Here is an 11,977-nt window from a genome sequence, read left to right on the forward strand (position 1 = left end):
ACGGGTCCAGCCACCGTCGTTAGATCCGAGGGGACATCATATTTCGGAGGCAGCTATCTCGCATTGGGCCGGACGTCAACGAACGGCCCGGCATTCGTTCCGCGGATGTCGCCGCGCTCAGTCTTCAGCTGTTGGGCGAGCCAGAGGTCACGGCAGAGATAGAGACCCGGCGCAATCGCCCACCCAAGCCTCACCCGCCCTTACCGGCTCACTCCGCGCGGAACTGAAAAGCCTAGTCGGGCAGCTTGATTCCGGCTGCGTCGGCGGACGCCGCCGCTGCAATTAGTTCCAGAAGCAAAGTAACAAATCCGAGTATGAGGACGTAGGACATGGAGTCGCTTCCGTGACGGTCTGGGGTCCATCTAAGGAGCCATCTTAAGCCAGCCTTAAGGTCCGCCGCCGACTGGAACTTCAGAATGAGGAGCGCTTCGATGCGAATTCTGGTCGTCGAGGATGATTCAGTTCTCGCGGACGGTCTAAAAGTAGGCCTCGGATTGCATGGGGCGACACTCGACGTGGTCGCCAGCTGCGCCGACGGAGACGCCGCGCTCGCGACAGACGAGTTCGATGCCGTCGTGCTGGATGTGATGCTTCCTGATGGATCGGGCCTGGATCTGCTAGCATCCTTGCGTGCCAAGGGCGAACGGATCCCGGTTCTCCTGCTGACGGCTCTCGATGAAGTGCCGGATCGAATCAAGGGACTCGATGCGGGCGCCGACGACTACCTTGGCAAACCCTTCGATTTGGACGAACTCGCAGCGCGTGTCCGCGCGATCAGCCGCCGGCAGCAAGGCCGCGCATCGTCTTACGTGTCCTACAACGGCGTGACACTTGATGTGGCCCGCTTGACTGCGGCAGTCGATGGAAACGCCATCAGCCTATCGCGTCGGGAATTCGCGATCCTGTCCGCGCTTATGGATCGCCCCGGCATCGTTTTTTCCAAGAGTGATCTGGAAGCGCGCCTTTATGGCTGGCAGGAAGAGATTGAAAGCAACACGGTCGAAGTCCACGTGCATAAGCTCCGTGGCAAGATTGGACGATCCAAAATCGAGACATTACGTGGCATCGGATATCGCATGAGGACCGCTTCATCATGAATTCCCTCAAGCACAAGCTATTCTTCATTCTTGTCGTGACCACTGGTCTTATTTGGTTAGCCGCGACGTGCTGGATTTACGTCGGGACGACGCGGGAGGTCGAGAACGTTCTCGACTCTAGGCTTCAAGAGGCGGCGCGGATGGTCTTGTCGCTCGCCTCCAGTAACGATGTCGGCTCATTCCAGAAGGATTCGATAGCTCATGCTGACGAGCTTTTGACCTATGAGCACCAGCTTTCCTGCCAAATCTGGTCACTTGACGGTCGCCTCGTGGCGAGGACCAGCGGTGCCCCCGACGAGAGTCTCAGCGACAATCGCACGGGCTTCTCCGAACGCACGATCCAAGGCGAGAAGTGGCGGGTCTTCACTGCGGAGGATCCTGCAAAAAACGTTCGGGTCCTTGTAGGCGACCGCCTGGGATTGAGGAAAACGTTTGTGGCCGACATCATGCGGGGCCTCTTGGCACCACTGTTCCTGATAATCCCTCTTCTCGCATTCCTCATTTGGGCAAGTCTCAATCGCGGCCTGCGGCCCTTGCAGACCCTGGCCGAGGATCTCCGGCGCCGGAATGTTGACGACCTGACCCCGCTCAAGACAAGAGACATTCCTGTTGAAATTCAACCCATAGTGTCTTCGCTGAATAATCTGTTCAAAAAAGTGAAGGAGGCGATGCGTCACGAGCGAGACATCACCGCGTTCGCTGCGCATGAGTTGCGCACTCCCTTGGCGGGTCTGCGGACCCAAGCCCAAATTGCAATGACGGCGCCAGACGAGAACATAAGGAAGACGGCGCTCAGTCAGATACTGTTCGCCGTAGATCGGACCACTCGTCTCGTCCGACAGCTGCTGACCATCGCCAGGCTTGACTCCGAGTCGGACGCACCGCTGAAGTCCGTCAACGTGGGCGATGTTGTGGAGGAGGTCATCGACGCACTTCCCATGTCAGATAAGAACGCAGACGTCACGATCGATCCGGTCCTCCGTAACACCATTGTCAGGGCGAACCGCGAATCTCTTCTGCTCGCCATCCGAAATTTACACGAGAACGCCGTTCGCCACATGCCACAACCGGGAACGATCCGATGGTCCTCGGAGACGACCGAGGATGCTACAACCGTACTCGTCGAGGACAGCGGCCCAGGCATTCCAAGAGAGGAGCTCGCGTTGGTCACGAATCGTTTCTTCCGCGGCCGCAACAGGAGTTCACTCGGTAGTGGGCTCGGACTTTCGATTGCGGATCTGGCAGTACGGACAAGCGGAGCGCGCCTGCGCTTGCGCAACCGGGACGATATCTCGGGGCTGCGCGCCGAGATGGTTTGGGATATTCGATCGCCTCAGCGTCCGGCGAATGCGGCCCACACGAGCCGACCATATTGGGTTAGGGTCTGGCTTCGTATGTCGGGCCGGTCCAAAATATCTGAAGCACCCTGTCCGTAGTAAAACTATTGTTGACGACGGTCCTGAGCACAAAGCCGCCGGTGATGGAATCGCCCGGGCTCAAGGGTGTTTTTGGATTCGCGAACCGGATGTGCTCATATCCGCCGAAGAACCTGAACGGACCGGTGTCGTACTTTGCAACCAGCACGTAGCGGGTATTGTCCGAGATCGTTCCGACGACCAGTCCCTTCCCGATATTCGTCTGCAGTCCATTAGGAAGTGGAAATGGCAGCGGGCTCGCAAAGATCGCGACATCGATCTGACTGAAGATCGCGTCCACTGACAGACCTAAATTCCGACTACCTGCGCCTGCGCTGCATTGCGGGGTCCTGCGTTGGGGCCTGAACCAATCTGGGCTTGGACCGCACCACGCACAGGACCAAATTCACAGCACACTTGAGCGAATTGTCGAAGATCCGATTTTCTGTGGTCGCCATCGCCGCCGGTTGCGCCCTGAAAGCCAATGATGGAGAAAGCACCGGAGCCACTCGCAAATACGGACCTGCATTGCGAGCGAGCGAACTTAAGCGTCGAGATCAGTCGACGGCCGAACGACCCCGCCCCTCAAACGCGACAGCTAACCGTCGGGACAACCAGTTATCCACTGCGAAGGGACCAGAACCACCAAGGACAAGCGCAAGAAGCCCAGCCAAATAAAGTAGATCAGTTTCATACCCAGGTGGCCCAAACTGCGCCCCATTCGGAGTTATCGCTTGGAGCTTTATCGACGAGAACCCGTACGGCAGATGGACGGTGAACGTAGCGACCAGCAACACGATAGCCATCGGAATGCTGACCACCGGAACAAGCGCCCCCAGCAGGATACAGAATCCGCCGCCTATTTCCGTTACGATCGTTATCCAGGCAAACACATGCGGCATGGGCAGTCCCATCGCATGCAGAATTCCCGTGAAGTTATCCGCGCCGCGCAACAACTTTGCAAAGCCATGCTCCGCAAATCCGTACCCGACGATGAAGCGCAACGGAAGCGGCGCCCAGCGGCCGACTGAGGAAGAGAGCAACAGCTGGAATGCCGCGAGGCCTCGACCGATGCCGCTGCTGGCGCTTTTCATGTTGTCATAGGACGTTCTTGACTTAGCCATTTCTTGATTTCTCCGTTTCGCGGGAAATGTGACTGCTCTCTCAGTGACGAAAACAGCCCGCCCTTGATGGAGTAGCTGCTATCCAGGAGGCCGGCATGGTGCAGTTGCCGATGCGCGATTCAAAAGCTGCGCTTTCCTTCCAGCTGTTTGCTGGAGTAACGAGAAGCACACCGCCTTAAGCGAACCTTAAGGACACTGGACGAGCGAGGGACAATGGTCCTAGCAAGATATCCGCATGACATCGGCACGTTACGCACGGCAATTCTGGATTTCCTTAAGCCTGATTTAAGCTGAGAGAAGCAAATGCCGTACGGTGCACTGTACTGATCCGCAAAACTAACATCCAAAGCTGGCGCAGTGCATCACGATGAGAAGCCAAGCATCATTGGCTGGTATCTATGGAGAGCTCAAATGAATACACTGCAACTACTTTCGGCCGGTCTGGTCGCTGCAACCATGCTCGCAACACCCGCTCTGGCTCGCGAGAGCCACCTAAAGTCGCGGCACAGCGTGGAGAACGTCAACGCCAGCGGCCGGCGGCACCAGTGCGATAACGAACCGACAGAGGTCGGGCTGCATTCAACGTTCGCAGCCCGACTTCTCTCCCACCATCCCGATCAGTTCCGCTCATCTGAGGAATGACTCTCAACTCACCGTCTTGAGGATAGCTAGTATCTCCAGAGATGCTTCGTGGCGCCCTGTCACGGCAACCCAGTCTTGGTCGATGCTCTATATTTGAATGAGAAACACCTCCGAGCGCACGACAGTGCGTACGCGCCACCATCCCAGCGCTCGATGAAGACATTGATTTTCAGGAGCATCCGAGCTTGACGAATAAATTGGTCGCAGCTTAGCGCGCCGATTCTGCCACATGGCGAACTGGACGGCCTGAGCCATCAGTCAAACCTGCGGGTCAGACTAGCTACTCATAAGTCATTGAGGCCACCATTCGGCGAATTATCGGCGCGGCGAATAGCACAACCGCAACCATCAAGCCCCAGGATGTCAGCCAGGACCCGAATGTTCGCTACGCCAGAACTAACCCCCGCCGTAATGCCAGATTGGATTACGCCGAACACGAGGTGCTCGTGCTTGCGGGAGATCCTTCGCACAAGCCGTGCTGTCATGCCGCCCACGGACATCGCTTTCCGATTGGCCTCCAGCCGTCGGTCGATGAGGGTTGCAACTTCTTCAAGGATAGGATGGTTCATGCCCTTCTGCCTCGCGACAAGCTCAACCAGTTTGTCAGCCCGTTCGATGTTGGGAGCGCCGTTATTCAACGCGCGGCAACAGTATCTTTCCCGTAGCCGATCGCATCCAGGCGCGCGGTGCTGGCATCTCGAAGCCTTAGTGCGTCGCCGGCAACGCCTCGCCGCCGCCAAACTTCGATGGGTCGTCGTAGCTTGGCGCGTCGCCGTAGTGGACCGGCGGCCGAGGCCCTGCGTAGGCCCAGCCCAGCCTTGGCTGGGAACGATCGATGCTGACGGACTGCGGCACTTTGAGGACGTGGTGATGCTCCTTGGCGAAGGCCACCGGTATGGTCGCCAACGCCGACAAAACAGCTGCCGCGGCAAAGACTGAAAAGCGAGACATTTGGACACTCCTTAGGTTCGTTGAGCAACGATTGCGGAGTGAACCTTAAGTGGAACTTAAGAGCCTTGAATGAGACCCTGAACTCCAGCCGGTCATGTTTACTTGCTCGATCGACTCGAACACGACGTGTTCGCATGCTGTGAGATGACGCAGATCAGCTGTTCGGACGCATTCGCTGCGTCGAACAACGGTGGCCCGACCCATGGGCGCAGGCAATCTGCGTGCCGCGAAACGCAGGCAAGAGGGGTTCGACTCGCACTTACTGCGCCATTCAAAACAGTGCGCCTAACTTAAAAACTCTGTACGCTTTAAGCACGGTAAGCTCGCCGGCAATCATCGATAAGGAAACTAACTGCTTGGTTCATAGACGCTAAATACTTCAGAGTACCTCCGCGAGCGCTGGCAACATGGTGATGAACATGAACGCGTTGGTGCCGTTGAGCAGATCGCCAATCGCCTGCGGAAACTGCGCGTAGGGGACGTGCTGTGCGCGCGTACTGGTCTGCAGCTTGAATTGCTCGCCGATCAGATGCGCGGGTGTGCCGACGCCGCCAAGGCTGCAATTGCAGCCTCGACGCTTGCGGGTGCGGCGCTGCTCTCCTTCGGCTGGTCTGAGCAACGCGGCCTCTCGCTATCAGTCGAGAATGCCGAAGCACGGGTCGGTCGGCCCCTGACCCCCGTGAGCGTTGCGGACGTTGCGCGCCGGCAAAACCGGCGGGTTGCTTACGGCGCCGGTGTAGTCGGCGCAGGCGCCGCAGCGTTCGGCACGGCTGCCGCGATCGGCACGGCTGGCGCGATCGCGGCCACGTCACCTAACTGGGCAGGGGCGGCAACCCCTACCAAACAGGAACAGGTTACTACGCAGGCGGTCCTTACTACGGTGGGAGCGCGTTCGGGGCGCCAGGGCGGCCTACTAGGGCCTATGATCACGCCGAGGTTGTTTTCGAGGGCGCAGGGCAGCATCGTCGCCAGCGCGACCTTCTGTGCGAGCTCCAGCGCGACGCGCGGTTACTTCTCCGATCTCGACGTTAAGAGAATGGCGTGATTGGTCGATCTTGCAGCATCCCATCGATGTACAGGTCGACGCGCTCGTTGTAGAAGCTAAGCAGGTTTTCGATCTTCGGGCACTCGGGAATTGGCGCCGGATAACTCCACACGATGTCCTTGACGAGCTTGTCGCCCACCCGAGCCGACCAGTGGCGCGCCACTCCTTTATACGGGCAGCGGGTGACAGACTCGGAGGGCTCGAGCAGATCCATGCGCACGTCCACCTTCGGAATGTAATAACGGGTCGGCAGTCCAGTCTCGAAGAGGAGCATGGGTCGGCGAGTTTCACCCATTGTCACTCCGTCGATCTCCACGCGCACGTGCCTCGAGCTGTGCAACGTGTCGACCCTTGTGTACGGATCTCGAGGATGAACGAAGACTTGCTCATCCTCCTCAAACCACGCGTCCATCTGATCCCAGTAAAAGGTGAGGTGGCCCTCCAGTGCGGCTCGATGACCAGCTGGTTTAAGGTAAGCGCGGGCTGCGTTGTGAATGATGCGATCCTTTACCACCAAGTGCCAGCGAATGGTGTCCTCCGCTTGCTGTGACGGCTCCAGCCACTCCATCCGGACATCCGCAATTGGAAACCAGTAGGCCGGCGGTCGCTTTGTTTCGTAGACGAGGAGAACGTGCTCGCTGTCGGCGATCAGCTTGTTACCAAAGTACGTCCGTACCCGGCGAGAACTGCGCTCGATGTGTACTCCCTCCTTCAGCCTGGCCCGCTCCTCGGCGGCTGGAGCGACCGGTCGTGCGAGTGTCTCGGTCATGTCGAAGCTCCTTCTTTTGGACCATAGATCAGGCGTTTGTGACTGACGTGAGACCCTTCTTTTCGAGTCTCGCGGCGACGCACTCGGGTGCGAAGCATCGCGTAGGACCACTCAGATTACCTCCGCCCAGCTGGTGCAGTGACACTCGTTGATCAAGGGTGGCAATAAGATTTATTCTTGCGATAAGTCCGGGCGCGAGATGGCGGATTTCGAGAGCCCGCGCTCGTTCGGCAGCCCATCGCGTAACTGCCGATTGTGCCCAAGACCGACTACGGTTACCGCGTATATCGAAACGTCGTATCTATCGACCTTGATTAATTGCTGACCGGTGCAGCGCTAGCAAGCTTGTGCGTGCGTGATTGACTTGTGCTGTCCGGTGCTAACGGGCGCTGAGAGGGGAGTCTGATCTTGAGTTTCGATCACAAGGCGTACGATTGGGTAGCGTTCTGGAAGCGCCGCCCGCCCCGGAGGGACCAATGTGCCCGTTCCTACTCCACGTAGGCTTGGCACTCGATCTCGACCTTCATACGCGGATCTACCAGCCCTTTCACCTCAACGAGCGTAGAGACCGGTAGGTTGTCGCCGAAATACGCGATGCGGCGCGGGTTGATCTTCGGTCGCTCCGTAATGTCGGTCATAAACACCTGCACCTTGACAACATGCTCAGCGCCGGCTCCGGCCGCCTTCAGGCACTTGTCCATGATCGTGATGGCGACATCGAACTGATCGACGACATCGGCGGGGATGCTACCGTCTTGCGCTTGGCCGACAATGCCGGCGACCCAAACGTGAGGCCCGGCACGCGTCACGTGGCAGTAATGGCTGACCGGCGGTCGGATGCCAGGAACGATGATCCGCTGAATTGTAGGCATGGCTCACCTGGAGTTGAATTTACTCGACGCGCAAACTAAGCACACCTGCCTGTGCCCTACCAGCACGCGTGTCTCGGCAAGGAGTAGGTTGGCACCGGGTCAACGAGCTGTTCAGATCAGCCCTTTGGGGCCATAAACGGCAGCGCGGACTATTGCGATGAGCGTTGTGAACGATGCGATCAAGGGTGGCGTCTGCGTAGATGGGATCTCCGATGAGAGCGTGACATTTGTCCACGGGGAACTGGCTAGACAATCTGACGCGGGTCATCATCGGAACCCAGCCGCTGATTGCTGCGATCGCGACCTGAGACGCCCCTCGGCTCCTGGCCGTTTTTACACGGCCAAGACCGAAAGGCGACGTTCGACGACCGTCAAACGCCGAGCCTAAAGTTCACTCTTTCATAGAACCCACTCGGACGATTATCGGCCGCTTCGTTTTTTAGCAGCAGGCATGAGGCGGCGGGAGTTCATTGCGGCCGTGGGTGGTGCGACGGCATGGCCGCTTGCCGCGCGCAGTGTATTGAGGCCGATTTCTCGCGCCGCTATGATCCGGTCCGGCTTTTGGGAGGTTTTTCGTCGCACCTCTTTCAAGGAGACCGTCATGCTCCATGCCAGTACGAGCGTTCTGAAATACTATCTTGCCTTGGGCGGTTGCGCTGTTGTCGCGCTTAGTACTCTATACGTCACGAGGCCCACGGCGCAGAGCAACGTCTCCCCGATCTACGGTGTCACAATCCCGGCCGGATACCGCGAATGGAAATTGATCGCTGTGAACCAGCTAAAGACAGACAAGGTCGACCAGTTGCGCGTTCAACTCGGCAACGAAATAGCGATCAAGGCCTTTAAGGAAGGGACGATTCCGTTCCCGGACGGTACAATCATTGCCGCCCTACACTGGAATCGCGTTCCGTCAGCAGACAATAACAAAGTCCTGGCCGATGCATTTCCTGGCGCTCAGTCTTTCGTTGTCCAGTCTGCCGTAAATGTTCAGTTCATGGTCAAGGACTCAAAAAAGTACGCTGCGACGGGCGGCTGGGGATTCGGTGACTTCAAGGACGGAAAACCTGGCGACGAGGCACTGCACAAGACCTGCTTCGGATGCCACGAGCCTGCCAAAGCTCACGACTTCGTTTTCGCTCACTACGCATCTCAGCCCTGAGTTAAAATACGCTACCCGTCGAGTTGTGGCAGAGATCGAGTAGGCCTGTTGCTGCAGCGCAAGAGTCAGGGTTTGGCCCGTATCGACCACCACGGCTGTGTGTACCGAAAACTCTAAATCCGGTCATAGTGGTGATGAAGTCCGCCCAGGATGGCACGTGAGCGAATGACACCGGTACGCTGTACCAAGCGAGAGACCGGCGCATCCTCGTTCAAAGACCGATGCGTTCTGATGCCGTTGTAATAGTCAGCATAGGATTTCAGAATTCGGCGTAGATGCGCCTCGCCCAGGACAATGATGTGGTCGACACGCTCACGCCGGATTGATCCGATCAGCCGTTCGGCAAAGCCATTCTGCCAAGGCGAGGCTAGTGCAATGGGCTTGTCCCTGATGCCCATGGCACGCAATCGGCGCGTGACGACAATGCCGTAGATTCGATCCCGATCTCGGATCATAAATAGCGCGGAGCCATGTCCCAGGGAAACGCCTCGGTTATCTGACGTGCAACCCACTCCGCCGTCGGGTGGGTTGTGACGTTAATCCAAACGAGATCTCTGCGATCAAGCCGTACAATCACGAAGCCGTAGAGCATTCTGAAGCCAATGGTCGGGACGACGAACAAATCCATGGCGGCAATGTCCGACGCGTGGTTTCGCAGAAAGGTCCGCCACCCCTGGCTGGGTGGTCCTCGGTGCTTGACCATGTACTTGGCGACGCTTGATTGAGCCGGCTCAAACCCGAGCTTAAGCAGTTCGCCGTGGATGCGCGGCGCACCCCAAACCAAATTCTCCCTGCTCATTTGCGGGATCAGGGCGCGCAATTCCGCCTCGATCGGCGGTCGCCCTCCCGGTGAGCGCGACCTCCAACGCCAATAGCGGCGAAAGCCGGCCCGATGCCAACGTACCAGCGTATCGGGTCGAATAATCATGAGAGCCGGAAGGATCGACGGAAACCAGCGATAGAGCTGAACGAAGAACCAGCGGTCGTTGTTTGTGAGACGAGCCCGGCCCTTCAGCTTGCGCCGCAAGACCACCAGCTGGTGTCGGAGCGCGGCATTCTCAGCCTCAAGCCGGATCTTCGACTTGAATGGTGAGGCCAAGACCGCCACGACGAAACACAGGAGCCCTATCATTCCGTCAGCTTAGGTGGTTCCGGGGCGTCATCGACACGGATAAAGTTTTCGGTACACACAGGACACGATCGCGATGGCCAACGCGACGGCGAATGGGATTAACGTTCGAACCCCTTTGCGGCGACCGTAGCTACAGCATTTGATCCGGCTTCCAGGGGAGCTCTCACCAGCATGCGCTCCGAAGCAGCGCTCCGAAGCAGCGCTCGCATGCGTTGCAAAAAAGGCACACTGCGACATGAACCCGCTTGCGGCACGTCGCCGCGCATTGTGCGACATGCCTTCCGCGCTAAAAATTGTGGGGGGCGTTCGATTTCCGACGTACAGGTTTCACGGCGGAGGCCGGTAATGGCGACAGCCCAAATCCTGATCCTCGGTCCGGCGGCGAGCCTTTTGCTCGCAACCAGCGGAGCCGCGGGCGCTGACCTTCCTGTCAAAGCGAAGCCGATCGAATATGTGAAGGTCTGTTCGCAGTATGGCGCTGGCTTCTGGTACATCCCGGGCACCGACACCTGCATCAAGATCGGTGGCTATCTCCGAGTCGACACCACATTCAATGGCGGCATACAGGGCACGCCTCCCTGGAACGGCGACGCAGGCCAACATAACCGCTACTTCGACAACTTCGCCGCCCGCGCCCGTATGCTATTGTCATTCGATACCCGCACGTCGACCGAATATGGCACGGTCCGTACCTTCGGGCAGGGCCGGTTTACGTTCAGCACGCTAGGCAACAACACCTTCAACCCGAACTCGATCAACACCTCGCTTCCGGTGGCCAGCCAGCAGTTGCTCGAGACTCCCGGCGGCGGCCAGGTTTCCATCCAGTACCTCTTTCTCCAGTTCGCAGGCTTCACCTTCGGTCAGTCGGCGTCTGCCTACGCGTCGCCTTGGCAGGGCTACCCCGGCAACATCACGGACTTCCTGATCGGCGGCCAAAACACTGATACCGGCGTCCAAAACATCCAGTACACTGCGGATTTCGGCAACGGAGTGACCGGCACGATCGGCCTCGACGATCCAACGGTATGGGACCGCACCGCGGTCTACAACCTGTCGCTGCCGCTGAATGCCACGCTGAACACGGGCAACGCTTATGCCGGCGTCCATGCGCCTGATGTGGTCGGCAACATCCGCATCGACCAGGCTTGGGGTCTGTTCCAGATTTCCGCCGCGGCGCATGAAGTCAACGGCTCCTACAATGTGCTGAACGCCCTTGGAGCGCCGGCGGGCGGCGTCGGCCTGCCGGGCGCGGCGCCGACTGCGGCGTCCGAGCTTTCCGGACATCCCGACACCTCGTGGGGCGGTGCGGCGATGGCGGCGTTGCAGATCAAGAACATCCCGACCGGCGCCGGCGACGACCTCAAGATCGACGCGAGCTATGCCAAGGGGGCGACGAAGTACGTCATCTCGTCGGCTTCAACCTCGCCGAGCTTTGCGATGTTCGGCAGCACCAGCACTTTTGGCGCCTATCAGAGCATCGGGTTCGGTGCGACGACCGATGCGGTCTATCTGCCGGTCGCGGCCGGCGGCGACGGCTCGCTGCATCTGACGGAGGCCTTTGGCATTCGCGGTGCGTTCAACCACAACTGGGACCCATATTGGTCGTCGAGCCTCTTCGGCTCGTATGTGGCCGTCCGCTATGACGGCGCCGCCAAGGCCTTCATGTGCGCGAACTACACGACGCCGGCCAAGGCGGTCAGCGCGGACTATGTCTGCAACCCCGACTTCAATCTGTCGCAGCTTGGTGTCATCACCCGCTGGACCCCGGTCA

14 protein-coding genes are annotated in these 11,977 nt (G+C 58.7%); 5 read left to right on the forward strand and 9 right to left on the reverse strand.

Annotated elements, in window-relative coordinates; translation table 11 throughout:
• Positions 1-431 precede the first annotated feature (431 nt).
• Together YY7_RS0141615 and YY7_RS54570 are read left to right on the forward strand one after the other, a co-directional pair.
• The gene (locus YY7_RS0141615; protein WP_028168326.1) at positions 432-1,097 is read left to right on the forward strand and encodes a response regulator; all 666 of its coding nucleotides are present in this window, start codon (positions 432-434) and stop codon (positions 1,095-1,097) included.
• A complete protein-coding gene (locus YY7_RS54570; protein WP_063623443.1) occupies positions 1,094-2,533 on the forward strand; it encodes an ATP-binding protein in 1,440 nt (479 codons plus the stop codon). Before YY7_RS0141615 ends, YY7_RS54570 begins: the two co-directional genes overlap by 4 nt.
• On the opposite strand, the gene YY7_RS62280 is transcribed toward YY7_RS54570, so the two are convergent.
• Together YY7_RS62280 and YY7_RS54575 are read right to left on the reverse strand one after the other, a co-directional pair.
• A complete protein-coding gene (locus YY7_RS62280; protein WP_196237411.1) occupies positions 2,475-2,813 on the reverse strand; it encodes a hypothetical protein in 339 nt (112 codons plus the stop codon). The two genes, YY7_RS54570 and YY7_RS62280, sit on opposite strands and share 59 nt — an antisense overlap.
• Positions 2,814-3,069: 256 nt before the next feature.
• On the reverse strand, positions 3,070-3,636 hold the full coding sequence (locus tag YY7_RS54575) for a DoxX family protein (RefSeq protein ID WP_245287598.1): 567 nt from the start codon (positions 3,634-3,636) through the stop codon (positions 3,070-3,072).
• Positions 3,637-4,047: 411 nt separating this feature from the next.
• Here YY7_RS54575 and YY7_RS61150 point away from each other — a divergent pair, with 411 nt between their 5' ends.
• Positions 4,048-4,278, forward strand: coding sequence for a hypothetical protein (locus YY7_RS61150; protein WP_155255542.1), 231 nt, complete (start codon positions 4,048-4,050; stop codon positions 4,276-4,278).
• Between the two features lie 280 nt (positions 4,279-4,558).
• On the opposite strand, the gene YY7_RS64850 is transcribed toward YY7_RS61150, so the two are convergent.
• From YY7_RS64850 to YY7_RS0141655, 5 genes are all read right to left on the reverse strand, one after another.
• Positions 4,559-4,627, reverse strand: a complete 69-nt coding sequence (locus YY7_RS64850) for a hypothetical protein (RefSeq protein ID WP_349642710.1) — start codon at positions 4,625-4,627, stop codon at positions 4,559-4,561.
• Between the two features lie 356 nt (positions 4,628-4,983).
• The gene (locus YY7_RS0141635) at positions 4,984-5,229 is read right to left on the reverse strand and encodes a hypothetical protein (protein ID WP_080664073.1); all 246 of its coding nucleotides are present in this window, start codon (positions 5,227-5,229) and stop codon (positions 4,984-4,986) included.
• Positions 5,230-5,608: 379 nt separating this feature from the next.
• Positions 5,609-5,848, reverse strand: a complete 240-nt coding sequence (locus YY7_RS61155) for a tripartite tricarboxylate transporter substrate-binding protein (protein ID WP_028168329.1) — start codon at positions 5,846-5,848, stop codon at positions 5,609-5,611.
• Positions 5,849-6,257: 409 nt separating this feature from the next.
• Positions 6,258-7,043, reverse strand: a complete 786-nt coding sequence (locus YY7_RS0141650; RefSeq protein WP_080664074.1) for a DUF427 domain-containing protein — start codon at positions 7,041-7,043, stop codon at positions 6,258-6,260.
• 488 nt (positions 7,044-7,531) lie between these two features.
• Positions 7,532-7,915, reverse strand: coding sequence for a RidA family protein (locus YY7_RS0141655; RefSeq protein WP_028168332.1), 384 nt, complete (start codon positions 7,913-7,915; stop codon positions 7,532-7,534).
• A gap of 601 nt (positions 7,916-8,516) precedes the next feature.
• Here YY7_RS0141655 and YY7_RS0141665 point away from each other — a divergent pair.
• Positions 8,517-9,074, forward strand: a complete 558-nt coding sequence (locus YY7_RS0141665; RefSeq protein ID WP_051397204.1) for a cytochrome P460 family protein — start codon at positions 8,517-8,519, stop codon at positions 9,072-9,074.
• Positions 9,075-9,187: 113 nt separating this feature from the next.
• Here YY7_RS0141665 and YY7_RS62690 read toward each other — a convergent pair whose 3' ends face one another.
• Together YY7_RS62690 and YY7_RS62695 are read right to left on the reverse strand one after the other, a co-directional pair.
• Positions 9,188-9,472: an integrase core domain-containing protein gene (locus YY7_RS62690; protein ID WP_210164742.1), complete on the reverse strand. Its 285-nt coding sequence runs from the start codon at positions 9,470-9,472 to the stop codon at positions 9,188-9,190.
• A gap of 53 nt (positions 9,473-9,525) precedes the next feature.
• Positions 9,526-10,173: a hypothetical protein gene (locus YY7_RS62695; RefSeq protein WP_210164743.1), complete on the reverse strand. Its 648-nt coding sequence runs from the start codon at positions 10,171-10,173 to the stop codon at positions 9,526-9,528.
• A gap of 378 nt (positions 10,174-10,551) precedes the next feature.
• On the opposite strand from YY7_RS62695, the gene YY7_RS0141675 reads away from it, so the two are divergent.
• The coding region (locus YY7_RS0141675) for a porin (RefSeq protein WP_028168334.1) at positions 10,552-11,977 on the forward strand (1,426 nt) is incomplete at its 3' end.

The organism is Bradyrhizobium elkanii WSM2783 (assembly GCF_000472865.1).
Taxonomy (GTDB): domain Bacteria; phylum Pseudomonadota; class Alphaproteobacteria; order Rhizobiales; family Xanthobacteraceae; genus Bradyrhizobium; species Bradyrhizobium elkanii_A.

What these genes read in the sequence shown, in the direction of transcription:
- YY7_RS54575 (WP_245287598.1), bottom strand. Translation starts at nt 3,636, where the DNA reads ATGGCTAAGTCAAGAACGTCCTATGACAACATGAAAAGCGCCAGCAGC.
- YY7_RS54570 (WP_063623443.1), top strand. Translation starts at nt 1,094, where the DNA reads ATGAATTCCCTCAAGCACAAGCTATTCTTCATTCTTGTCGTGACCACT.
- YY7_RS0141615 (WP_028168326.1), top strand. Translation starts at nt 432, where the DNA reads ATGCGAATTCTGGTCGTCGAGGATGATTCAGTTCTCGCGGACGGTCTA.
- YY7_RS0141665 (WP_051397204.1), top strand. Translation starts at nt 8,517, where the DNA reads ATGCTCCATGCCAGTACGAGCGTTCTGAAATACTATCTTGCCTTGGGC.
- YY7_RS61150 (WP_155255542.1), top strand. Translation starts at nt 4,048, where the DNA reads ATGAATACACTGCAACTACTTTCGGCCGGTCTGGTCGCTGCAACCATG.
- YY7_RS0141655 (WP_028168332.1), bottom strand. Translation starts at nt 7,915, where the DNA reads ATGCCTACAATTCAGCGGATCATCGTTCCTGGCATCCGACCGCCGGTC.
- YY7_RS0141650 (WP_080664074.1), bottom strand. Translation starts at nt 7,043, where the DNA reads ATGACCGAGACACTCGCACGACCGGTCGCTCCAGCCGCCGAGGAGCGG.
- YY7_RS62690 (WP_210164742.1), bottom strand. Translation starts at nt 9,472, where the DNA reads ATGGGCATCAGGGACAAGCCCATTGCACTAGCCTCGCCTTGGCAGAAT.
- YY7_RS0141635 (WP_080664073.1), bottom strand. Translation starts at nt 5,229, where the DNA reads ATGTCTCGCTTTTCAGTCTTTGCCGCGGCAGCTGTTTTGTCGGCGTTG.